Raw genomic sequence first — 23,169 nt, forward strand, 5'->3', positions numbered from 1 at the left:
TTCCACGTGAAACATTCCGGACGTTTCCGGAAATAATCGGGTGCATTCAGATGGCGCGGGGCCTATATCCCGCGCCCTGAGGCGCGCGCGAAGGCGCACAAACTATAGTGGACGACATGTCTAGAGACTACGACGTCATAGTGATTGGTGGCGGACACGCCGGATGTGAGGCGGCCGCGGCGGCGGCTCGGGCTGGCGCGCGCACCCTGCTCGCCACCCATCGGCGCGACACGATCGGCGAGATGTCCTGTAATCCGGCTATTGGCGGTCTCGGTAAGGGCCATCTGGTGCGGGAGGTCGACGCTCTCGACGGCGTCATGGCCCGGGTCATAGACCAGGCGGGGATCCAGTTCCGCATGCTCAACGCCTCCAAGGGCCCGGCCGTGCGCGGTCCCCGGGCGCAGGCCGACCGCAAGCTCTACCGCGAAACCATGCAGGCGATCCTCAACGATTATCCGGGGCTCGATATTCTGGAAGCCGCCATCGAGGATCTCACCGTCTCGGATGTTCCACGTGGAACAGTCACGGGAGTCGTGACATCGGACGGAACGGAAATCCGCGCGAAGGCGGTGGTCCTGACGACCGGAACCTTCCTCAAGGGCGTCATTCATATTGGCGACAAGCGCATCCCGGCGGGCCGCGCCAACGCTAGAGCTGAAGACAAGTCCTGGGGCGGCGGCGTGGAGGCCCCGTCGGTTGGCCTTTCCGAGCGGCTCTACGGGCTTGGCCTCAAAATGGGCCGGCTTAAAACCGGCACCCCCGCCCGGCTTGACGGCGCGACCATCGACTGGGACCGCCTTGAAATGCAGCCGGCGGACGCCCGGCCTGTGCCGTTTTCCTTCCTGAATAACGAGATTACGGTCCCGCAGATCTCCTGCGGCGTCACTTATACAACGCCGGAAACCCACGCGATCATCGAGGCGAACCTCAATAAATCCGCGGTCTATGGGGGCGCCATCTCGGGCCGGGGCCCGCGCTATTGCCCTTCTATCGAGGACAAGGTGGTCCGTTTCGCCGAGCGCGAAAGCCACCAGATCTTCCTGGAGCCGGAGGGGCTCGACGATACGACGGTCTATCCCAACGGGATTTCGACCTCCCTGCCCGAGGATGTGCAGGCCGCCTTCCTCAAGACCATTCCGGGCCTCGAGAAGGCGGCGGTCGTCCGCTATGGCTACGCCATTGAGTATGACTATGTGGACCCGCGCTCCCTCACCCGGACGCTGGAAACCCGCGCCTTGCCCGGGCTTTTTCTGGCCGGCCAGATCAACGGCACCACCGGCTATGAGGAGGCGGCGGCGCAAGGGCTCATGGCCGGGGTTAACGCCGCGCGGATGGCGCTCAGCGGCGAACCTTTCACCCTTGACCGGTCGCAAGCCTATATCGGCGTGATGATCGATGACCTTGTAACCAACGGAGTAACAGAACCCTATCGGATGTTCACGAGCCGGGCGGAATATCGCCTAACCCTGCGCGCCGACAACGCCGATCAGCGCCTGACGCCTATCGGCATCGCGGCCGGGATCGTCGGCGAACGTAGAGCCGGTATGTTCCACGTGAAACAGTCAGCGCTTGAGAAGGCACGCAACTGGGCGCGCGAGACCACGCTCACCCCCAATGAAGCCGCAAAACACGGCCTGAAACTCAATCAGGATGGCCGGCGCCGCTCGGTCATCGACCTTTTGGCCCTGCCCGAGGTCGATTTACCGGCCTTGTCACGGATCTGGCCGCAAATCGGCGACATGGACGATGCGGTGGCGGAACAATTGGCTTTTGATGCGCTCTATGCCGGATATCTCCACCGGCAGGAGGCGGACATTGTCGCCTTCAAAAAGGACGAATCCCTGGCCCTGCCCGCCGATCTCGACTATGCGGCGATCCCCGGATTGTCTAATGAGGTCCGCGGCAAGCTTGTCGGCGCCCGGCCCGCGACGCTCGGTCAGGCCGGACGGCTCGAAGGGGTCACCCCTGCGGCGCTGGCCCTGCTTCTGGCCTGGGTGAAGAAAAACGCGAGGGCTGGATGAGGATGGTCTGGGCTGCAAGCCTTCCCCCGCTCCGCGCCAAAGGCTTGACTATTATTTGTGCGCCTTCGCGCACGGGGGCGGCGGGATGACCCCTGAGGAGTTCCTGGCTGAAACGAATGTTCCACGTGAAACATTCGACCGTCTTCTTGAATTCGACCGTGTGCTGATGGATTGGTCGGAGCGGCATAATCTGATTGCGCGCTCGACCATAAAAGACCGATGGGAGAGGCACTTCTTCGATTCTGCGCAGCTTGTTCCCCTGCTGCCGGAGACCGTCAAAACACTTGTGGATCTCGGCTCCGGCGCCGGTTTTCCGGGGCTTGTGCTGGCGGCGATGCTGGCGCCCAGGGGAACGCAGGTGACCCTGATTGAATCGACGCAAAAGAAATGCGCGTTTTTGCGCGAGGCGGGCGCCGCCATGGGACTCGAAAATCTCAAAGTAGTGCCGGAGCGAATCGAATCAGTAGGGCTCGGCTTCAAGCCCGATATCATCACCGCCCGCGCCCTCGCCCGGCTTGAGAAATTGCTCGGCTACGGCGCTGGAATTCAAGGTAAAAACACCCGGTATTTCTTACTAAAAGGACAAGATGTTGAGGTTGAATTGACCGAGGCCGCTAAATCTTGGCATATGGAGGTCGTGAAGCATCCGAGCCGGACTGACCCCCGCGCCGCCATTTTAGAAATCGGAAATCTCGCCCGTGTCCGGTAACAACGCCTCTCCACGGATCATCGCTATCGCCAACCAGAAGGGCGGCGTCGGCAAGACGACGACCGCGATCAATCTCGCGACGGCGCTCGCCGCAGTGGGCGAAAAGGTGTTGCTCATCGATCTCGACCCGCAAGGCAACGCCTCCACCGGGCTCGGGATCTCCGCGGCGGACCGCGGCGTCACCACTTATGAGGTTTTGTCGGGCGATTACCGCCTCGAAGCGGCTGTCACCGAAACGGACATCCCCGGATTGGTGCTCGCGCCCGCCGGGGTCGACCTCGCCGGCGCGGAAATCGAGCTGATTGACGCCGATCGGCGCCATTTCCGCCTCGCCGACGCCATTGAAGAGTTCGCAGCGAGCGAAAAAGGCGCCGCCGTCACCTATATCCTCATCGACTGTCCGCCATCCTTGAGCCTGTTGACCGTAAACGCCCTCGCCGCGGCCCAAGCGGTCATCATTCCGCTCCAGTGCGAGTTCTTTGCGCTCGAAGGCCTCAGCCAGATCATGCGCACCATCGAGACAGTCCGTACCCGGATCAACCCGGCGCTTGAGCTTCAGGGCGTTGTCCTCACCATGCATGACCGGCGCAACAATCTCACCAATCAGGTCGAGGATGATGTGCGCGGCCATTTCGGCGACAAGGTTTATCGCACGGTGATCCCGCGCAATGTGCGCATTTCAGAAGCGCCGAGCCATGGCAAGCCGGCGCTTCTTTACGATCTCAAATGTCCGGGCAGCCAGGCCTATATCCAGCTCGCCTCGGAAGTCATTCAACGCGAGCGCGCGCGGCCGAAAGCTGCGTAAGGGGAAGGCGGCGCAAATGGCCATGGCGGAGAAAAAGAAAAGCAATATCAAGGGATTGGGCCGCGGGCTCGATGCGCTGCTGGGCGATGCGCCGTCAGCGAAATCGTCCGCGCGCGCCGCCTCGAGCGAGGCGCCGGCGCCCGCCGGGCCAAAGCGCGAATTGCCCATTGAACAGTTGAAACCTCATGCGGACCAGCCGCGTCGCCATTTCGACAAGGATGCGATTGAAGAACTCGCGAATTCCATCGCGGCGAAAGGCATGCTGCAGCCGATCCTGGTGCGCCCGAAAGGCGCCGACGCTTATGAAATTGTCGCTGGCGAGCGGCGCTGGCGCGCAGCGCAAAAGGCGCAGCTTCATAAGGTTCCCGTTATCATCCGTGAGCTGACGGATGAGGAAACGGCGGAGATCGCCCTCATTGAAAACGTCCAGCGGGTCGATTTGAATCCGGTCGAGGAAGCCGCCGCCTACGCCCGGCTGTCCGACGTTTACGGGCGAACTCAGGAAGACATCGCCAAGGCCGTGGGCAAATCGCGCAGCCATGTGGCGAATATCATGCGGCTTTTGGGGCTGCCGCAAAAGGCGCTCGACGCCCTTTCGACCAACGCCATTTCCATGGGCCACGCTCGCGCCCTCCTTGGCGCGTCGAGCCCGCTGCAGATGCTCGATATCGTCATGAAGGGCGATCTGTCGGTCCGCGAGACGGAAAAACACATCCGCGCGGCGGAAGCGGAGATCAAGGGCGGCGCCAGCGCCGGGAAAGCTGGCGGCGGCGGAAAAAAAGACGAAAAATCAAAGCCTTCTGGCGGGCCCAAGGATGCCGACACCCGCGCGCTGGAACGCGACCTCTCGGCCATTTTAGGCCTCGACGTCGCCATCGATCACTCCAAAAAAGGCGCCGGCTCCGTCACCATCAATTACCTGACTCTCGACCAGCTTGATGACATTTGCCGGCGGTTGATGGGCGCCAAGATTTGAGGTTTGACGCCTCGAAATGCTAGCCTCTGTCCCGCGAGCATTAGCGGAGAGGGTGCATGTTGAGGATTATCGGCGGCGTTCTTATTGCAATACTCGTATTAATCAGTGCACGGTGGTTTTTCGCCTGGACGCCGCCGATCTTTAGCAAGGACGCGATTTCCGACCTCACCGCTGTAGAGATCAATGGCGACCGGCAATTTCTCCTCCTCCGCGGTGAGGACAAGTCAAAACCTGTTCTTTTATTTCTGCATGGCGGGCCGGGGATGCCGGCCATGTATCTCGGCCATGCGTTTCAGCGCCCGCTGGAGAAGGACTTCGTCGTCGTTCATTGGGACCAGCGCGCCTCGGGCAAGTCTTATCGCGACGACATCGATCCTGCACTCATCTCAACGTCGCAGCTTGTCGCCGACGCCGAAGCAGTGATCTCCTACCTTCAGCAAAGGCTTGGCGCCGAAAAGGTTTATCTCGTTGGCCATTCGCACGGCACCTATCTCGGCGCCCTTCTCGCTTCGCGCCGTCCGGAGCTCGTGAAGGCCTATGTCGGCATTGGCCAAGTTGCTGATATGTCGAGAGAAATTCCGGTTCAGGACGCGTTTCTCAAGACCCGGCTTTCGATGCTTGGGTTGCCTGAGAGCACGGAGATTTCAGGCGCAAACCGTGAAGACCTCCTCTTTCAGACAGGGTCGGAGCTTTATGGCGAAACGTCCTTCACGCCATTGCTCGTCACCGGGCTTTTTGCGCCGGAATATTCTCTATCGGATGTGATGAAGGTGAGAGCGGGCTCTTCTTTTTCCTCAGCGAATATGAAGCGCGACATGATCGACGGGCCGATGCTGGAAACTGTCACGCAATTCTCAACGCCCGTTTATTTCGTGATGGGCGAGCACGACATGGTGACGCCTGTGTCACTCGCGCGCGAATATTTCGACCGGGTGGACGCGCCGAAAAAGACATGGATCGCCTACGGATCGTCTGCGCATTTTCCGTTTTTCGAAGAGCCTGAAAAATTCGCCGCCGATATGAAACGGATCGCCGCCGAAAACGAATAGCCGCCTAGCGCGAGCCCATAACCGCGAGCGCAAGGGCCGCGCGCTCGACGATTTCCCGCTGCGGCGCACCGGTGGTCTTGGCGTCAAGCTCGGCGTCGATGAGCATCCGCAGCGCGCGTTCCAGTTTCGGCCCCCGCCATTTGTAAAGCCGGTTTTCAAAGGCGCGTTCCTCGGCGAAGAAAACCGGCGGGCGAAGCTTTTTCATGGCCGACGCGGCGCTCGCGCCGCCATCCATCAGATCCTGTGCGGTTTTGAGCCGCATGAAATTGCGTTGCAGCGCCCGCAACAGCCCGATTGGGCTGGCGCCGGCGGCCGCGGCTTTATGCAAGGCCGCGGCGAGCCTTGCCGGCGCGCCGTCGGCGGCGGCTGAAGCCGTGTCGTCCATAGCGTCGCCGAGCCCGTCGACCAACGAGGCCCGCACATCGTCAAGGGAGATTGACGCCGGGCCCTTTCGCACAGCGGCGGGGCCTTTGTAGAGGATCAGCTTGTCGATTTCCGCGCGGGAAATACCGTGATCTTCGCCGAGGATCGCAACGACAAGATCGAGCGCATCCGGATCGAACCGCAAATCCTCAGCGGCGGCGGCTTCCTGCGCCATGCTGCGCACATCGGCCGGCCCGTCTGCGTAACAGGGGAGCGCCACGCCGTATTTTGCTTTTTCGAACGCTTTTCGAAGGCCTGACCGCGGGGTGAGTTCCCCGGCTTCGATGATGACGACGCCGTTCGGTTTCAAGCGCCCGCCGTCAAGCCCGTCGAGAAGCGCTTGCACAGCCTTCACCGCCGCCTCGCCGCTTGTCCGCAGGCGGATCACCCGCTCGCCCCCGGCGAAGGAAAGCGCCGTGATTTCGTCAGCAAGACGGCCCGGCTCTTCTTTCAACTCGGCGTCGGAAAGCTCAAGCGCGTTAAAGGGATCTTTCAAATCCTCGACCACCCGGGAGGCGAGCAGCAGCGCGCGTTCGCGCGCAAGGCCGCTATCCGGCCCATAGAGCAGAACCGCCGCAACATTTTCATCCCGCGCGGCGAGAAAGCTTTTTATGGCTTTGCCTTTAAGGGCGGCCATCGATCACCGGGTCCGGCACGTCGGTCGGCGATTTGTCGACGCCGGTTTCGGCAGGCGCCGCATCCTCTGTGCTCTCCTCATCATCCAGCGCCGGCCGTTCGGCCTCCGGCATCAGATAGTAAAGCTCCTCGGGCAGTTTAACGACCCCGCCGGAGTCCCGGCGGCGGCGCTCCTGCAGCACTTCTTCCGGCTCGAGGACACCTTCAAACGCATCCTCGTCGATGACCTCGCGCTCTTCGCGCGGCTGCGAAAAGCGGATCAGGATGTCACGCTCGATTTCTTCGGCTAATTCGCGCGCCGCTTTCTCCACCGCCGCGCGTTCGGCGAACAGTGTTGAATATTGCGAGTTGACGATGTTGTAGGATGTCACCGCGCGAGCGACGCCGCGAATGATCTCATCCGTTTCGGTGTCGCGCACCCAGTAACGCGCGCCAAGCCGGTAATTGTAACGCGTCACCGTCGCGTCAATCTGCACCGCGAGGCGGTCGGCGTCTTCGCGCGCCTGCACAAAAAGCTCATAGCGCGGCGCAACGTCGTCGACCGAGACGATACGATCATTAAACGCCTCCTCAAGATAGGGCGCAAGATTGTCCGTTGCGACGATCCGCGCCAGATGGATCTGGCCGCTGATCTGAGCATCGCCTTCATTGGTGGCGTAGATCGGCCTGAAGCCACAGCCGGAAACGGCGAGCGCGCCCGCAATGACGGCGATAAGGGCGGCGGTGCGTTTCATGGCCCGGGGGACTCCGTTTCGATGGCGCGTCAGTTCGCGACGATGTTGACGATGCGCCCCGGCACCACCACCACTTTGCGAATGGTCTTGCCGTCAATATGCCTTTTAACGTCGGCGTCGGAAAGGGCCGCCTCTTCCACAGCCTTGTTGTCCGCCTCAGCAGGCACGGTGATCTCACCGCGGCGCTTGCCGTTGACCTGAACCCCGAGGACGATTTCGTCCTTCGCCAGCAGCGCCGGGTCCGCCTTCGGCCAGGGCGCGTCGCAGATCAGCCCCTCTCCGCCAAGGGTTTCCCAGCATTCCTCGGCGAGATGGGGGATAAACGGCGCGATCAGGCGCGACAGCGCGGAAAGCGCTTCAGCGCGCGCCCAGTCGCTTGCGCCGCCAGCCTTTTTGAGCGTGTTCAGGAACTCGTAAATCCGTGCAATCGCCTTGTTAAAGCGGAAATGGTCGATGTCGTCGGTGACGCCTGCGATGGCAGAGTGCGTCGCCTGACGGAGTTCGGAATTATCGGCGCCGGCGTCGGGTTTTTGAAGATCGACTTTTTTCAAAACGCCCGGCTCGGCGGAGACGGCGTCCCAGATGCGGTTGATCAGTTTCCAGGCGCCTTCAACGCCGCTATCGGTCCACTCGACATCACGCTCCGGCGGCGAGTCCGAAAGCATGAACCAGCGCGCCGCATCGGCGCCGTAAGTCTGCGCGATCCCTTCCGGCGAGACCACGTTCTTTTTCGACTTCGACATTTTCTCGATGGCACCGATCTTCACTGGCTTGCCATTATCGGCCCGTTTGGCCGCGCCTTTTTCGACGATGACGTCTTCGGGCAACAGCCACTCACCGCTTTCTGCGTCTTTGAACGTCGCATGAACGACCATCCCTTGCGTGAACAAATTCGCGAAAGGTTCGTCCACGGACAGATGCCCGACCTTCTTCATGGCGCGGGTGAAAAACCGCGCATAGAGAAGGTGCAGAATAGCGTGCTCAATGCCGCCGATATATTGATCGACGGGCAGCCAGTAATCGGCGACCTCTTTGTCCACCGGCTTGTCTTCAGGCTGCGAGGCGAAGCGCGCGAAATACCACGACGAGTCGATAAAGGTGTCGAACGTGTCGGTCTCGCGCCGGCCTTTGCCGCCGCATGCCGGACAATCCACATGCTTCCAGGTCGGGTGACGGTCGAGCGGATTTCCGGGTACGGAGAAATCGGCTTCTTCGGGCAGCTCCACCGGCAAATCTTTTTGCGGCACGGGTACGATGCCGCATTTTTCGCAATGGATTGCCGGGATCGGACAGCCCCAATAGCGCTGGCGGGAAACGCCCCAGTCGCGCAGGCGGTATTGGGTGACGCCCTCGCCTAACCCCATCTCCTCGATCTTCTTGATCGCCGCAGCGATGGCGTCGCTGACGGAAAGTCCGTCGAGAAAATCCGAATTGAAGATTTCGCCCGGTCCGACATAGGGCTCGCCTTCAAGCGTCCATGTGGCCGCATCCGCGCCCTCCGGCAGCACCACCGGCGGGATCGCGAGGCCGTATTTGGTTGCGAAATCATAGTCGCGCTGATCATGGGCCGGACAACCGAAAATCGCGCCCGTGCCGTAGCCCATGAGGACGAAATTCGCGACATAAACGGGGAGCTTGCGACCGTCGAACGGATGACCTGTTTCGAGCGAAGTTTTATAGCCGCGCTTTTCCGCTTTCTCGATCGCCTCTTCCGACGTGCCGGCGCTCGCGCATTCAGCGACGAAGGCGGCGAGATCCTTGTCGGTTTCGGCGAGTTTCGCCGTCAGCGGATGGTCCGGCGATATCGCGATAAAGCTCGCGCCGAACAGGGTGTCGGGACGGGTCGTGAAAATCTCGACGCCATCTTCAAAACCGGCGGGGGTTTTCGTTCCGTCACCAAAAGGAAACCGCATCCGCAAGCCTTTCGACTTGCCGATCCAGTTCTTCTGCATGAGCTTCACATTATCCGGCCAGCCGGAAAGGCGTCCGTCATCAAGCGCCGCCAGCAAATCCTCGGCGTAATCGGTGATCTTCAAAAACCACTGCGACAGCTTGCGCCGCTCTACGGGCGCGCCGGAGCGCCAGCCCTTGCCGTCGATGACCTGTTCATTGGCGAGCACGGTCTGGTCCACCGGGTCCCAGTTGACGAGGCTTTCCTTGCGGTAGGCGAGGCCCGCTTCCCAGAACTCCAGAAACAGGCGTTGCTGGTGGACGTAATAGGATGGATCGCAGGTCGCGAATTCACGGGCCCAGTCGATGGCGAGGCCCATCTGTTTCAGCTGCCCGCGCATGATGTCGATATTGCCGTAGGTCCATTTCGCCGGATGTGAGCCCGTCTGCATCGCGGCGTTTTCCGCCGGCATGCCGAAGGCGTCCCAGCCCATGGGATGCAGGACATTGTAGCCGCAAGCCTTTTTGTAGCGCGCGATAACATCGCCCATGGCGTAGTTGCGCACATGGCCGATATGGATCCGTCCCGACGGATAGGGGAACATCTCAAGGACGTAGTATTTGGGTTTTTTCTTGTCGGCGCCGGTTTCAAAGGAGCGCGCGTCGGTCCAGCGCTTTTGCCATTTCGGCTCGACTTCTTTCGGATTGTAGCGGGACATTATTCTGGTCTTTCGGCAATAAAAAACGGCGCGTTAGCGCCGTTCTTTCCATCATTCTGGCGCTGAATTCTAGTCTTCGATCTGGTTTAGGCGAAGCTGGCGCGCGCGGGTGAGGATCGCGTTTTCGATCTCGCGGCCCGTGGCCGGGTTCACCGTCGCGTCGCTCCAGGCGCCGTCTTCACCCTGAATCTGACGGAAAACGGAAACGCGCAGCGCATCAGCGCGAAGCGCCGAGTCGAGAATATAGACATTGGTCTTGAAACGCTCGCCCGGGGTTTCCGGGTTCACATACCAGTCGGTGATGATCAGCCCGGCGATCGGGTCGGCCGAAAAGACCGGCAGAAAATCAAGGGTTTCGAGCGACGCCGCCCATAAATAGCGGTTCACGGTGGTCGCCTGGGCGCGGCCGGACTTGTACTCGGCCAGCGTCTCGTTACGGCTGCCGCTGGAGCTGTTGCCGCCGCAGGCGGCCAGCAGCGCCGCTGCGCTCGCTAAAGCCAAAACCTTGAAAATAGTCGCTTTTTCGGTCTTCATTACCGTTAATCCTGTGTCATGGAAGGGCCCTTTGCGGTCCGCGCCGCCAAGGCCGTGGCTTTCCTACCACAAACCGCCAATTACACAACGGGCGGTCCTGCCTTCCCTTGTATGGCGCGAGATCGGGCGCCAATATAGGCGCTGGTCATAAAGCTGTTAACTTTATGCCGTTAACCCTTGTGTGCGACTCATTCAATTTTGTGGCGCACGTCTTGAAAGAGGGATATCCGCGTGGGGCGGGGTCCTTGGGAAACGGTGACGCTTTAAGGCTCGGGGCGTTGCGTTGGGAGAAGCGCCGGGTATACCGGGGCGACATGTCTGGAACGGTTTGGGGAAACGGTTTCGGACGAGTGAACGAAACAACGAGGCGGCCTCGCGTCTTTGGCGGGTGTCTGTTCCAGGGAAGAGACGGATTTAAGGCTGTGACCAGTCTGCGGAGCATATTACTAGGCGCGAGCGCCGCGGTCCTTACCGCGGGCGCAGCCCATGCCGCAGACCCGGTGAAGATCGACGTCAGCGGTGAAGCCAGCGCGGTCGCGGGACTTTCCGACGGCGACGCCAAGGGCGACGTCAACGCCAAGCTTTCCTTCAAAGGGTCGACGGTTCTCGACAATGGCGTTGAAATCGGCGCCGTTCTCACGGGCCGCCTGGACGCGGACCAGCCGCGCCAGCTTTTCGGCGGCGGGCGCTATTCCGGTCTTCTTATCGGCGGGCCCCGCGGCATCGGTCCGGAAACGAGCGACGCTTATCTGCAGGGCGCTTACGCCTATGCGCGCGGGTCTTTCGGCCAGCTTATTGTCGGCCGCGATGCGGGCGTGGCGCGCATTCTTTCGGTTTCCTCGCCGACGATCTTTTCATCGGTGAACGTCAATGACTGGCAGACGGATCTTTCCGGCCTCAATGACGTTCATACGATCAACGATTTCAGCGGTTATTCTTCAAAACTCACCTATATGCCGCCGGCGAATTTCCTCGGCGGCGTTCTCGGCGGGCTTCAGCTTGGCGTTTCCTATTCGCCGGTTTTGAAGAATTGCGGCGATCCCTTATGCGCGCCCCAGACCGGGTTTGTCATTGCGCCGGACGGCGTCATGCTGGCGGCGGACAGCCATTGGGACGATGCGGTCGAGGCTGCGCTTTATTACGAAAAAGGCATCCGGGTCGGCGGTTCTGACCGTCTGTTTGTGGGCGTCGGCGCGAGCTTCGTGACCGCGGACGAGCATGCGGTTCTTAACACGCCGCAGACTGTTTATGACGACTACGAAGCCTATTCGGTTGGTCTCAACCTCGCCTATCGCGGCATCACGCTGGGCGGGTCGGTCAAGACCACCAATGCCGGGCTGGCCTCATTTGAAGATGACGGCTATCTCGCTTTTGATGCGGGCGTCACCTTCCGCACCGGCGAGGAAGAAGGCGATGTCGCCGTCATGCTGGGCTATGGCCAGTCTGAAGCGAATTCGATTGGATTTGATCCGCTCGATCCAACTCTTTTCCAGGATACGCGCACCGCGCAAGCGGGCGTGACCTATGTTCTTGGACGCGGCATTACGGTCGGCGCAGCCGCCCAATATACCGAAGCCAAGAAACCAGCAGCCGCAGGCGGACCTGAAGAAGCCGCCACGGTTGTGATCGAAAGCTCGATCAAATTTTAGAAGTTTCTAAGCGCCTAAAGCTTAGAGGGGATATAAGCAGGGCGGCTCTTCGGGGCCGCCCTGTTTGCATTTGGCCTGTTTGCATTTGAACGGCGGCGTTCGCCAAGTTGATATGGGGAGAAAAGATTCATGCGCATATTGTGCTTGCTTGCTACGCTGATTTTTACAGCGGCGTGTGCGCCTGCTGGGCAGACCGAAACTCAGCCAACGACAGGGGAGAGCGTCATGGGCCAGAAGAACAATCATATCGATTATGTGGAGCTGGCGGCGGAAGATCTCGCTGTCGCCAAGGCGTTTTACGGCGCCGCATTCGGATGGGAGTTTCAGGACTGGGGCGAGACTTATGTGAGCTTCACCAGCGCCGGTCTTGATGGCGGGATAAGAGGCGGCGAAAAGCCGGTTCAGGGCTCTACGACGGTTATTCTCTATGCGGACGACCTTGAGGCGAGCGAAAAACGCGTCGTCGATGCGGGCGGCGAGGTCACCGAGCGCCATGACTTCCCGGGCGGGCGCCGTTTTCATTTCCGTGATCCGTCCGGCAACCATCTTGCCGTCTGGACCAAGGCGGAAGAGTAACTCACTCAGCCGAGAAAGGCGCTGATGGCGGCGAGCCCTGTAACATTGGGACCGGCGAGATAATGCGCATTGATTTCATTGACGCCGCCAAGGGCGAGAACCGGTAAGGGCGATGCCGCCGCCAGGGCCTTGAAAGCCGACGCGCCCATGGCCCCGTCGCCCGGATGGCTCCACGTCGTGAAAGCAGGCGACAACAGCGCAAGGTCTGCGCCCATGGTCCTGGCGCCCTGAAGCTCCGCTGCATCATGGCAGGCGGCGGTGAGGATCATGCCGTCAGGCAAGGCCGCGTCCGGTGAAAACCAGCGCGGACAATGAACGCCGTCAGCCCCGATCTTCCGGGCAAGCGCGATATCGGCGCCGATAATCAATTTGAGGCCGCGGGTCGCCGCGACCGATTTCAATTGAGCGGCAAGCCCTGCCCGGCGGGGCATGTCATAATCCCGCAAGATCACCGCCGTTCCGCGCGGCAGCGACCGGGCGATGGTGAGCGGGCGGGGAATGCGCCGTTGATCGGTTAAAAAGGCGAGCGAAAAAGGCGCCGCAACGCCCGATCGGCGTTTGAGGTCGCTGGCGGCGGCTGCTAGTTTCGCGGCCCGTAAGCGGAGCCCTTCATGTCTTCTCACGACGCTCTTTCCGATGATAACGCAATCGATCCCGCCGCCAATCTTGCAAGCATTGCAGCGGAAATCGAGAGCGCATTGGCAGAAGCCGGTCGCCGCCCCGGCGCGGTCACGATCACGGCGGTGTCAAAAACCCATGATGCGGACCGTATTCGCCCGGCGTTGGACGCGGGTCACCGGGTGTTCGGGGAAAACAGGGTGCAGGAGGCGATGGCGAAATGGCCGGCCCTCAAAGCCGAATATCCGGATGTGGAGTTGCGCCTTATTGGCCCTTTGCAGACCAACAAGGTGAAAGAAGCGGTGGCGACTTTCGACGTTATCGAAAGCCTCGACCGGCCGAAGCTTGCGCGGGCGCTGGCTGCCGAAACGGAAAAACAGGACCGGCGCCCAAAGCTCTTTATTCAGGTTAACACCGGCGAGGAACCGCAAAAGGCGGGCCTCGCCCCGGCTGACGTTCCGGCTTTTTACGAGCAGTGTCGCAAGGAATTCGGCCTCGAGATTGAGGGGGTCATGTGCATCCCCCCGGCGGAAGACGATCCGGCCCCGCATTTTGCGCTTCTGGCGAAGATAGCCAAAAGCCTCGGGCTGTCCGGGCTGTCCATGGGAATGAGCGGCGATTATCTACTTGCAGCGCAGCTTGGCGCGACCCATCTGCGCATAGGGACTGCTATTTTCGGCGCTCGTCCTGTTCCTTAAGGCGATCACGGGTCTATAACGAAAAGTTGTAGAAACGTTGATGTGCAATCTCAGGCTAATCGGCGCTATGACCCGCCGAACACAATATTTATTTGGGCGAGAGAACCATGAACCGCGTCAAGAAAATCCTGTTAGTCGACGATGACGAATTGCTGCGCGATGCGCTGATCGACCAGTTTGCCGTGCATGACGATTTTGCTGTGGAACCGGTGATGACGGCGAGCGCCGCTATCGACCGAGCCAAGGAAGAAGCGCATATCGATTTGATGCTGCTGGATGTGGGCCTTCCCGACATGGATGGCCGCGAAGCCTGCCGCGTGATGCGCAAGAACGGATTTAAGTCGCCGATCATCATGCTGACGGGCGCGGATTCAGAGGCCGATACCATCCTCGGGCTCGACGCCGGGGCCAATGACTATGTCTCAAAGCCGTTCAAATTCGGTGTTCTGCTCGCGCGCGTGCGCGCTCATCTGCGCAGTCACGAACAGAGCGAAGATGCGGTCTTCAAAGTGGGGCCTTATGAGTTCCGCCCCGCGGTGAAAATGCTGGTGACGCCCGAAGACAAGAAAATTCGCCTGACGGAAAAAGAAACCTCGATCCTCAAATTCCTTTATCGCGCCGGCGGCAAGCCCGTGACGCGCGATGTTCTGCTGGATGAGGTGTGGGGTTATAATTCAGGCGTGACGACGCATACGCTTGAAACTCATGTCTACCGCCTGCGCCAGAAGATCGAGCCCGATCCGTCGAACGCGTCGATCCTTCTGACGGAAAGCGGCGGGTACAGATTAGCTCTATAGGAAATATGATGACGGTTACGATCTACCATAATCCCCGCTGCTCGAAATCGCGTCAGACGATGGCGCTACTGGAGGAAAAGGGGATTGAGCCGGAGGTCGTGCTTTATCTCGAAAACCCGCCGTCATCAGCGGCGTTGAAGGGGCTGGTGAAGAAGCTCGGCCTCAAAAGCGCACGCGATATGATGCGGGTGAAAGAAGCGCCTTATATGGAACTCGACCTCGCGAACGCCACGGCGGAAACAGCGCTCATCGATGCCATGGCGGAAAATCCGGTGCTGATTGAACGCCCGATTGTGGTCAATGGCGACAAGGCCGCCATCGGTCGCCCGCCGGAAAACGTGCTCGATATTCTCTAGGCGTTAGATCCGCTCGCCCGCATCAAGTTTGCCAAGCAAGGCCCGCGCCCGCGCGCGGTAGGAAAGCTTGGTTGCTTTATCCATTTTCGCCCATGTTCGGTACATCTGCGATAGCCGTGGATTACCCTTCAGCTTGTCTTCATTGCGTACGAGAAAATCCCAGTACAGCGCGTTGAAAGGACAGGCGCCCTCTTCCGTTTTTTTCGTCACAGCGTAGCGGCAGTTTTTACAATAGTCCGACATGCGGTTGATATAGGCCCCGGACGCCGCATAGGGTTTTGAGCCGAGCGCGCCGCCATCTGCATATTGCGACATGCCGATGACATTCGGCGCTTCGACCCATTCAAAAGCGTCGAAATAAACGATCAGATACCATTCGTGCACGTCGTAAGGGTCTATGCCAGCGAGCATAGCGAAGAGCCCTGTCACCATCAGCCGTTGAATATGATGGGCGTAGGCGTCCTCGCGCGTTTGCGTAACTGTCTCGCGTATGCACGCCATATCGGTGTCGCCGGACCAGTAGAAAGCGGGCAATTTTCGGCTGTTTTCAAAATAATTCTGGCGAACGTAGTCTTCGCCGCCGCGCCAGTAATGCCCGCGCACATATTCTCGCCAGCCGATGATCTGGCGAATAAAGCCTTCCACGGCGTTGATGGGCGCTTCGCCCGAGAGATAGGCGTTTTCCGCGCGCTGACAGACCTCAAGCGGGTAGAGAAGGCCGATATTGATATAGGCCGACAAGACTGAGTGATAGAGGAAACGTTCGCCGGTCAGCATGGCGTCCTGAAAATCTCCGAAACGCGGCAGCGCCTCTTCGACAAAGTGATCCAGCGCTTGTCGTGCATCTTTACGCGTGACGGCGAAATGGAATGGTTCCGGGTCGCCGAAATGATCGGCGAATTTGTCTTTCACCAGGTCAATGACGTCGTTTGTCATCGCGTCGGGTTTGAACCGCTTCGGCGCCGGCATGAAAAGATCGGTGGAGGCGGGCTTTCTGTTTTCCTTATCGTAATTCCATGCGCCGCCGGCGGGCTTGTCTTCCTCCATCAAAAGCCCGGTTTTGCGTCGCATCTCGCGATAGAAATACTCCATGCGCATTTGCTTGCGGCGTTTCGCCCACGCATCAAAGGTTTCATGGCTCGCCACGAAGCGTTCATCGGCGCGAATTTCAACCGGAATGGAAAGCACTTTTTCTAAAGCCTCGACTTCCAGGAGAACGCGCTTCTCGCTCGGTTCTGTCACAACAAGCGTGTCGGGCTTATGGTCTTTCACCGCGCGCTTGACGAGCGCCGTAAAAGAGCGCGCCGCGCCTTTGTCATCAAGCTTTTGATAGTCGACGCGCCATCCGTCTTTTTTCAATTGCTCAGCGAAATGACGCATGGCGGAAAGAACAAGAATGATTTTCTTCTTATGATGTTTGACGCTTGTCGTCTCATCCCAAAGTTCGCCCATGAGGATGACGTCTTTGGTCTTGCGCGCGTCTTTAAGTGCGGAAATATCGCGCGAAAGCTGGTCGCCCATAATCAGGATAAGGCGTTTATCCGTCACCAGGGAACGGTCTCCCCGGCATAGTCGAAGAACTCGCCGGACTGGTCTGGGGAAAGGCGGTTCAAAACGCCAAGGAGGTTTTTCGCACACTCTTCAGGGCTCGCCGTGTAGCGGCCCTTGGCGAATTTTTCCGTCAGCGGCGTTTTTATTGTGCCGGGATGAAGCGCCACAACGACGCTGTTTTTGTTGCGCCGTTTCTCCTCAATCGCAGCGCAGCGGACGATCTGGTTGAGGGCGGCCTTGGAGGCGCGATAGCTCATCCAGCCGCCGAGCCGGTTGTCGCCGATGGACCCCACCCGGGCGGATAATGTCGCAAAAACGGCTCGACTGTCCCGCTTCATCATCGGAAGAAAATATTTAAAAGCGTGCGCTGCGCCGACGGCGTTAACGGCGAAAGCGCGCGTCATTGTATCGCCGTCAATTTCCTTGAACGCTTTTTCCGGACCTGAGCCATTGGCTTCCAAAATGCCGGCGGCATTGAAAATAAGATCGAACCCGTCGCCCGGGGCGATGTTGTGTGCGGCCTCGGCAACGCTGTCTTCGTCGGTAAGGTCGAGACGATTGCGGCTGCGCGACAAGGTGATGGTGCTTGCGTATTTCGGATTGTTTTCCAGCGCAGCGGCGATCGCCGACCCGATTCCGCCGGAGGCGCCGATCACTAATGCGTTAAAAGAAGCTGCCGTCATTCGCCCAGCAAACGCTCAATCTCATGGCGTTGTTCCATCAAGGCGCGGTAGCCCTCTTCAATAAATTCGTCGGCGCGGTCAAAGGCGGTGGGCATTGCATCGCGCATGTCCGGTTTCACCCAGATGTCGGGAGCTTCGGCGATCGCGCGGGCGCGGGCGAGTTGCATCTGAAAAATATCGGCGGCGGCGTAGGCGGTTTCGAAAAGATGCGGCTTTGCCCCGGCGCGCGCTTTGGCCATGGCGACCTGGTGGTCGATGGCGGCGACGGTGTCATCGATCAGTCTGGCGACGGCGCCGGTCATGGTGGCCGGGGGCGGCGCGGGCTTGTCGACGGGGACCGGCAGGCGCTCCTTGGGCGCATCGAAGCGGTCGAGAACGCGCGGCACGGCGTTCAGATCGACGGAAATTACCAGATCGGCGCCCAGCTGGCGCGCCAGCGACACCGGTGCCGGATTGGCGAGTGCGCCATCGACCAGCCATTTGCCGCGCGTATGGACGGCGTGAAACACCACGGGGATCGCGCTTGAGGCGCGGGCTGCGTCGATCACCGAGCCTGATGTGATGACCACTTCTTCGCCGGTTGAAAGGTCCGTGGCGACGGCGCCGTATTTCACCGGCAAGTCTTCGATGTTTTTATCAAAGTTACGGAAGGCTTCGAAGGCGGGCGCCGTATCGATGAAGCCGCCGCGGTGGACCTTGAGGCTGAAGCTTTGCAGCGCCGAGACCGGTTTCAGGGTGCGGGCCCAGCGTTCGAATTCCGCGAGAGCGCCGATGAGATGGGCCCCCCCAACGAGCGCGCCGACCGAACAACCTGCGATGGCGTAAGGCTCGACGCCGATTTCCTTCAGCGCCTTTAAAACCCCGATATGGGCCCAGCCGCGCGCGGCGCCGGAGCCAAGGACCAGTCCGATTTTTTTCGCCATGGGCCTGCTTTCACAGTATTTCAGCCGGGGATTTGGGGACTGCGCGTGCGCCCGTCAATGATATGCTACGGCCGTTGCGCAAGCTTAAGGCGGCGACCCGCTGTGTTAAATCCTTAAATAGCGGAAAAGCCCGCAAAGACGGGGAAAATCTAGTCTTGCCCATGGTGGCGGCGTTCGGCGAAGCGGGCCATAGTCCCCTGTTCGAATCACCTGAGTGGAGAGCCTCGCACGTGTCCGGCGCAGACAATGTCAAATCCTTGCGGGAAGAACTCCTCGATCAGAACGGCGCATCGCCGGACGGTCCGCGCCCCCATACGCGTGAGGAGATCATCGCGCTGATGGACGCCGCCGCCGCGAAATCGGGCGATGGCGACAAGGTTCGGCAAGGCAAGGGCGAAGGCGGCCTGGTCAACGCGGCTGCGTTCTGGCTTTTGTGGGCGGGCGTTTTCACCGCGATCGCCGCTATTGTCTTTGTTGTGATCAGCGCCCGCGATTCCGGCGGCGCAGGCATCATTCTCGCGGGCGGGCTGGCGCTCCTCATTGCTGTTTTCCTCACCGGCGCCGCGATGAAGATGTTTTCGCCCGTGCTTGTCGCTGGCGCCATGCTGCGCCGCGCGACGGGAAAAAACCCGGCTGAGGCGGCTGAACTTGCGGGCGCGGAAATTCTCGGCGCCCTGGGGCTCGCCGAACGGGTGCTGGACGCCGATCAGGATGCACGGCTTGTCGCCCGCCGCGACGGCGTTGTGACCTACGCGAACCGCACTTACTTCCAGCTCGCGAAGGCGGCCGGCGTGATGGGGCCATCGGGCCTGCCGCCGCGCATTGACCGCCTTTTTGCGCAGCAAGGCGCGGAAGCGACGAAAGTCTTCCGCCTCTGCAAGGCGGCGAAAAGCGCCGAAGCCGCCGAAGAAATTATCTACCAGACCATGGGGCTCGCCGGCGGCGGCGAACGCCGGCGCTTTGAAGTGAGTGTGCGCCCCATTCGCGGCGCTGACGAGCATGTCGCCTGGCGCTTGCGTGAGCTTCCGATCGAGGATGAGGTGCAGGACAGCCTTGCGGCCGCCTATGCTGATTTTCCGCGCCCCGTCTTCGCGCTTGAGAAGTCAGGCCAGATCGCCTGGGCCAACGCCGCCGCACGCGACAAGCTCGGCGCCCAGCGCGGCCAGTTGCAGGCGATTGACGATGTCGTGCTTGGTGAAACCGGCGACCTGGTGAGCGGTCTCTGGCGCATCGACCGGGAGCCGATCACCGCGCAGGTGCGCCGCCGCAACGCTGAACCGGCCGAAGCGACGTTTTCCGCCTTCCGCCGCGGCGGCATCGGCGAAGGCTTCGCCTGCGTCGAGATGAATATCGATGAAAGCGCTGACGAAGTCGAAGATGTGGCGCTTTCGGGCGACATGTCGGAATCGCCGTTCGGCGTCGCCATTGTCGAAGGCGAGATCAATCGTGACGGCCGCATTGTTGAAGCGAACAAGGCGTTCGCTGAGGCGTTTGGCGCGCAAAAGAAAAACGCGCCGCTGGTGAAGTCTGTGGCGCAAACAACGCTGGAAGAGCTAGCCGAAGAAATCCGCCGCAAGACCCGCGCCGGCGGAGCGCCGAAACCGATCGAGGCGACCGTCGGAACCGGCGCAGCATCGCGTACCTATGCGTTGTTCGCCCGCCCGGTTCGCCGCAAGCGGGGGTCTTACGGCGTGCGCCGCACGCTTCTTTATTCCGTCGACGTTACCGACCGCAAACAGATGGAAGAGGAATATGCGCAGGATCAGAAACTGCGCGGCATCGGCGAATTGGCGAGCAAGGTCGCCCATGATTTCAACAACTATCTGCAAGTGGTGATCGGCCATTGCGACCGCCTGATGCTGAAGCATCCGGCAGGCGATCCGGCCTATGCCGACCTCGTTCAGATCCGCGAAAACGCCCAGCGCGCCGCGAATACAACGAAACAGCTTCTCGCTTTCTCGCGCAAGCAGACGTTGAAAAAAGAAGTTCTCTCCATCACTGAAATCCTGAGAGATTTCTCCCGCTTCCTGACGCGCTCCATCGGTGAGAAAGTGAAGCTTGAGCTTGTCAACGGACGCGCCCTTCCCTTCGTCAAGGTCGATCGCTATCAGCTTGAAACAGCGGTGATGAATCTCGCTGTCAACGCCCGTGACGCCATGGGCGTCGCCGGCGGCTCCTTGACCATCCGTACCAAGAGTATCTCCGCTGAGGAAGCGAAAGCGCGCAACGTGCCGGGGCTTCTTGATCAGGAATATGTGCTGATCGAAGTCGCCGATACGGGCCCAGGCGTTCCACAAGAGATTGCGGACAAGATTTTCGATCCTTTCTTCACGACAAAGGAGATGGGTAAGGGTACGGGGCTTGGCCTCTCCACGGTTTACGGCATCATCCGCCAGCTTGACGGCGTCATCGCCCTTAAAAGCGCGGAAGGAAAAGGCGCTACGTTTGAGATCTATCTGCCCTCCTATGATGCGCCGGAGACAACCGCAGACGAGGCGCCGAAATCGGCGGCGCCGGCGCCCGCAAGAGAGCCGCAGGATCTCACCGGCGCCGGCCGCGTTCTCATCGTTGAGGATGAGGATCCGGTCCGCAATTTCGTCGTCGCGACGCTTACCGATTGCGGCTATGAAGTGAGCGAAGCCGCCGACGCTGAAGAGGCGCTCGAAATTCTCGAAGAAGATCTGGACTTCGACCTGGTCGTCTCCGATGTCATGATGCCTGATATTGACGGGCCGACCATGGTCAAACAGGCGCGCGAGACCCTGGGGCTGCAGTCGAAGATCATTTTCATGTCGGCCTATGCCGAGGCGGCTGTGCGTGAACAGCTCGACCTGATTGACGGCGCGGGCTATATCCAGAAACCCTTCACGCTGCAAGGTATCGCCAGCACGGTGAAGGACACGCTCTATCCGCCTACAGAATAAAATGCGCTGGCGGGCGCAGTGGCGGATTGAGAAAAGAACCGAAGGGCGGCGGCATGCGGCAGATCGTATTCGACCTTGAAACAACGGGCTTTAAATTTTCCGAAGGCCACCGGATCGTGGAAATCGGCGGTGTTGAGATGGTCAATGGCGCGGTCACGGGGCGCAATTTTCACACCTATGTAAACCCCAAGCGCGATATGCCCATGGGCGCCTATCAGGTGCACGGCCTTTCAGCGGAGTTTTTGAGCGACAAGCCGGTCTTTACGGATCCGGGCGTTGCCGAGGCGTTTCTTAAGTTTGTCGGCGACGCGCAGCTTGTCGCCCATAACGGGATCGGCTTCGACTTGCCTTTCCTCAATGCGGAGCTGAAGGCGGCGGGGCTGAAGACGCTCGATCCGGAGAATATCGTCGACACGCTGCATATGGCGCGGCGAAAATTCCCGGGCGCCCCGGCGAGTCTCGACGCGCTTTGTTCGCGTTTCGGCATCGACACCTCGACGCGCGAGCGCGACGGTCACGGCGCCCTGCTTGATTCAAAGCTCCTCGCCACGGTTTATATCGAGCTTACCGGCGGCCTTCAGGCGGGCCTCGATTTCCGCCGCGACGACAGCGTTGCGGGATCGAACGGCAAACGCGGCCGCGCCCCGGCGCGCCAACGCCCGCAAGCGCTTTCGTCACGCATCACGAATGACGAGCGGGAGGCGCATGCGTCCTTTGTCGCCGAGCTGGGCGATGAAGCAGTCTGGAAAAAAGTGCTGTCTTCGTAAGAGCCGGACAAGGGCGTCTATCGAGCGCCGCTCTGTGATGATCTTGTTTTTCGTGACCGCACAGGCGACGCGGATATTGGGTCCACGATTCCCGCTGCGCTTTAGGCTTGTCCCGCCTGTGCCCCTTCGCCGCGCTGGGCGTTGGCGATGTAAATTCCCATGAAATCGATGGGCTCCAGCATCAATGGCGGAAAGTTGCCGTTGCGCGTGGCGTCGGCGACGATCTGGCGCATGAACGGGAAAAGAAGACGCGGGCACTCCACCATCATCACCATTTCAAGCTGGTCTTTCGGGACATTGATGATCTCGAAAACGCCGGCATAGGTGGCCTCGACCACGAACATCGCATCGCCGTTTTCGCGATTGGCGCGCGCGGCGACGGAAAGCTCAATCTCGTACTGGTTCTCATTCAACCCGCGGCCCTGCACGTCCACATTGACGTCGATCTTCGGCGTCGAATTCGATTGATAGACCGCCGGCGCGCGGGGGTTTTCGAAAGACAGGTCTTTCAGATACTGGGCGAGAACCGTCAGCGAAGGCGCGGCGTTGGGATCGACCACTTGCGGGTTGGCGTTAGGTGTGGCGGGGGTGTCGGACATGGAGCGCACCGTCTTGGCTGAGGAAAAAGAGGGCGCTCAATACACGCCCCGTTCCGAAGCTGCAACCCGGATTAACGCATCCTGTCGTCATGGCGCACGATGTGGCCGCGAATGGCTTTCAGGGCCCAGCGGGCGAGAAGCCGCCGCACCGGCGGAACAAGCAGGATGAATCCGAGGCTGTCAGTGAGGAAGCCCGGCGTCATCAAAAGCGGCGCAGCGACCACCAGAAGGGCCCCGTCCACCGCTGAGGCGACCGGCAGCCGGCCTGTCTCAAGGTCCATGCGGGCGGCGTTCAGCGCCCGCAGGCCCTGCAGGCGGATCAGAAAGCCGCCCAGAAAGGCGGTTCCGAGGCAGGCGGCGATGACCGGGAGGACGCCAAAAGCCTCCGCCGCGGTCAAAAGCACGTAAATTTCGGCGATCGGACCGAGGATAAAGACTGCAAGGAGGATAAAGAACATAAGACCCGGGTGCATTCTGAAGCTATCGCTCCTATATAGAACGGACTTGAGCAAAATTAAGGTTTCGGAGCGAT

Annotated in this window: 22 protein-coding genes; 12 read left to right on the top strand and 10 right to left on the bottom strand. The window is 60.4% G+C overall.

All coding sequences use genetic code 11. The features are described from left to right. Positions 1-116 precede the first annotated feature (116 nt). From mnmG to ACFC5L_RS02950, 5 genes are all read left to right on the top strand, one after another. The gene (gene mnmG, locus ACFC5L_RS02930) at positions 117-2,021 is read left to right on the top strand and encodes a tRNA uridine-5-carboxymethylaminomethyl(34) synthesis enzyme MnmG (protein ID WP_375201777.1); all 1,905 of its coding nucleotides are present in this window, start codon (positions 117-119) and stop codon (positions 2,019-2,021) included. A gap of 85 nt (positions 2,022-2,106) precedes the next feature. Continuing rightward, a complete protein-coding gene (gene rsmG, locus ACFC5L_RS02935; protein ID WP_375201776.1) occupies positions 2,107-2,730 on the top strand; it encodes a 16S rRNA (guanine(527)-N(7))-methyltransferase RsmG in 624 nt (207 codons plus the stop codon). Beyond that, positions 2,720-3,535 carry a ParA family protein gene (locus ACFC5L_RS02940; RefSeq protein ID WP_375201775.1) on the top strand — a complete coding sequence of 272 codons (816 nt, stop codon included), beginning with the start codon at positions 2,720-2,722 and terminating at the stop codon, positions 3,533-3,535. The genes rsmG and ACFC5L_RS02940 overlap by 11 nt, the downstream gene beginning before the upstream one ends. A 22-nt stretch (positions 3,536-3,557) precedes the next feature. Beyond that, positions 3,558-4,511, top strand: coding sequence for a ParB/RepB/Spo0J family partition protein (locus tag ACFC5L_RS02945; protein ID WP_375201774.1), 954 nt, complete (start codon positions 3,558-3,560; stop codon positions 4,509-4,511). A 56-nt stretch (positions 4,512-4,567) separates the two neighbouring features. Further along, complete coding sequence (locus ACFC5L_RS02950; protein WP_375201773.1) at positions 4,568-5,560, top strand: alpha/beta fold hydrolase; 993 nt, start codon at positions 4,568-4,570, stop codon at positions 5,558-5,560. A gap of 4 nt (positions 5,561-5,564) precedes the next feature. On the opposite strand, the gene holA is transcribed toward ACFC5L_RS02950, so the two are convergent. The 4 genes from holA to ACFC5L_RS02970 all read right to left on the bottom strand — a co-directional run bounded on the left by holA (position 5,565) and on the right by ACFC5L_RS02970 (position 10,496). Continuing rightward, a complete protein-coding gene (gene holA, locus ACFC5L_RS02955) occupies positions 5,565-6,620 on the bottom strand; it encodes a DNA polymerase III subunit delta (protein ID WP_375201772.1) in 1,056 nt (351 codons plus the stop codon). Further along, positions 6,607-7,353, bottom strand: a complete 747-nt coding sequence (gene lptE / locus ACFC5L_RS02960) for an LPS assembly lipoprotein LptE (protein WP_375201771.1) — start codon at positions 7,351-7,353, stop codon at positions 6,607-6,609. Before lptE ends, holA begins: the two co-directional genes overlap by 14 nt. A 29-nt stretch (positions 7,354-7,382) precedes the next feature. Beyond that, the gene (gene leuS / locus ACFC5L_RS02965; protein ID WP_375201770.1) at positions 7,383-9,962 is read right to left on the bottom strand and encodes a leucine--tRNA ligase; all 2,580 of its coding nucleotides are present in this window, start codon (positions 9,960-9,962) and stop codon (positions 7,383-7,385) included. 69 nt (positions 9,963-10,031) lie between these two features. Beyond that, entirely contained in the window at positions 10,032-10,496 is a 465-nt protein-coding gene (locus tag ACFC5L_RS02970; protein WP_375201769.1) for a DUF3576 domain-containing protein, read from the bottom strand. Positions 10,497-10,918: 422 nt separating this feature from the next. Here ACFC5L_RS02970 and ACFC5L_RS02975 point away from each other — a divergent pair, with 422 nt between their 5' ends. Both ACFC5L_RS02975 and ACFC5L_RS02980 read left to right on the top strand, forming a co-directional pair. Continuing rightward, positions 10,919-12,145, top strand: a complete 1,227-nt coding sequence (locus tag ACFC5L_RS02975; RefSeq protein ID WP_375201768.1) for a porin — start codon at positions 10,919-10,921, stop codon at positions 12,143-12,145. Positions 12,146-12,370: 225 nt separating this feature from the next. After that, positions 12,371-12,721, top strand: a complete 351-nt coding sequence (locus ACFC5L_RS02980) for a VOC family protein (protein WP_375201767.1) — start codon at positions 12,371-12,373, stop codon at positions 12,719-12,721. Between the two features lie 5 nt (positions 12,722-12,726). On the opposite strand, the gene ACFC5L_RS02985 is transcribed toward ACFC5L_RS02980, so the two are convergent. Next, positions 12,727-13,344 carry a thiamine phosphate synthase gene (locus tag ACFC5L_RS02985; RefSeq protein WP_375201766.1) on the bottom strand — a complete coding sequence of 206 codons (618 nt, stop codon included), beginning with the start codon at positions 13,342-13,344 and terminating at the stop codon, positions 12,727-12,729. Between ACFC5L_RS02985 and ACFC5L_RS02990 the strand changes: the two genes are divergently transcribed. The 3 genes from ACFC5L_RS02990 to arsC all read left to right on the top strand — a co-directional run bounded on the left by ACFC5L_RS02990 (position 13,333) and on the right by arsC (position 15,190). After that, positions 13,333-14,037: a YggS family pyridoxal phosphate-dependent enzyme gene (locus ACFC5L_RS02990; protein ID WP_375201765.1), complete on the top strand. Its 705-nt coding sequence runs from the start codon at positions 13,333-13,335 to the stop codon at positions 14,035-14,037. The genes ACFC5L_RS02985 and ACFC5L_RS02990 overlap by 12 nt on opposite strands. A 107-nt stretch (positions 14,038-14,144) precedes the next feature. Further along, positions 14,145-14,834 (top strand): response regulator transcription factor, encoded by a 690-nt coding sequence (locus tag ACFC5L_RS02995; RefSeq protein WP_375201764.1) that lies wholly within the window; start codon positions 14,145-14,147, stop codon positions 14,832-14,834. Between the two features lie 5 nt (positions 14,835-14,839). Beyond that, entirely contained in the window at positions 14,840-15,190 is a 351-nt protein-coding gene (gene arsC, locus ACFC5L_RS03000; RefSeq protein WP_375201763.1) for an arsenate reductase (glutaredoxin), read from the top strand. Positions 15,191-15,193: 3 nt separating this feature from the next. Here arsC and ACFC5L_RS03005 read toward each other — a convergent pair whose 3' ends face one another. From ACFC5L_RS03005 to ACFC5L_RS03015, 3 genes are read right to left on the bottom strand one after another with little or no spacing between them, the layout of a single operon-like run. Then, positions 15,194-16,711 carry a cryptochrome/photolyase family protein gene (locus tag ACFC5L_RS03005; protein ID WP_375202353.1) on the bottom strand — a complete coding sequence of 506 codons (1,518 nt, stop codon included), beginning with the start codon at positions 16,709-16,711 and terminating at the stop codon, positions 15,194-15,196. A 23-nt stretch (positions 16,712-16,734) separates the two neighbouring features. Further along, on the bottom strand, positions 16,735-17,424 hold the full coding sequence (locus tag ACFC5L_RS03010; protein ID WP_375201762.1) for an SDR family NAD(P)-dependent oxidoreductase: 690 nt from the start codon (positions 17,422-17,424) through the stop codon (positions 16,735-16,737). After that, positions 17,421-18,347, bottom strand: coding sequence for a patatin-like phospholipase family protein (locus ACFC5L_RS03015; RefSeq protein WP_375201761.1), 927 nt, complete (start codon positions 18,345-18,347; stop codon positions 17,421-17,423). Before ACFC5L_RS03015 ends, ACFC5L_RS03010 begins: the two co-directional genes overlap by 4 nt. A gap of 230 nt (positions 18,348-18,577) precedes the next feature. Between ACFC5L_RS03015 and ACFC5L_RS03020 the strand changes: the two genes are divergently transcribed. Together ACFC5L_RS03020 and dnaQ are read left to right on the top strand one after the other, a co-directional pair. After that, the gene (locus ACFC5L_RS03020) at positions 18,578-21,271 is read left to right on the top strand and encodes a response regulator (protein WP_375201760.1); all 2,694 of its coding nucleotides are present in this window, start codon (positions 18,578-18,580) and stop codon (positions 21,269-21,271) included. 53 nt (positions 21,272-21,324) lie between these two features. Beyond that, the gene (gene dnaQ / locus ACFC5L_RS03025; protein WP_375201759.1) at positions 21,325-22,038 is read left to right on the top strand and encodes a DNA polymerase III subunit epsilon; all 714 of its coding nucleotides are present in this window, start codon (positions 21,325-21,327) and stop codon (positions 22,036-22,038) included. Between the two features lie 101 nt (positions 22,039-22,139). On the opposite strand, the gene secB is transcribed toward dnaQ, so the two are convergent. Together secB and ACFC5L_RS03035 are read right to left on the bottom strand one after the other, a co-directional pair. After that, positions 22,140-22,637, bottom strand: coding sequence for a protein-export chaperone SecB (gene secB / locus ACFC5L_RS03030; protein WP_375201758.1), 498 nt, complete (start codon positions 22,635-22,637; stop codon positions 22,140-22,142). A gap of 71 nt (positions 22,638-22,708) precedes the next feature. Beyond that, complete coding sequence (locus tag ACFC5L_RS03035) at positions 22,709-23,110, bottom strand: FxsA family protein (protein WP_375201757.1); 402 nt, start codon at positions 23,108-23,110, stop codon at positions 22,709-22,711. Positions 23,111-23,169: the final 59 nt, after the last annotated feature.

Origin of the sequence: Hyphococcus sp., from assembly GCF_041986965.1 — a bacterium.
In the GTDB taxonomy this organism is placed as follows: Bacteria; Pseudomonadota; Alphaproteobacteria; order Caulobacterales; family Parvularculaceae; genus Hyphococcus.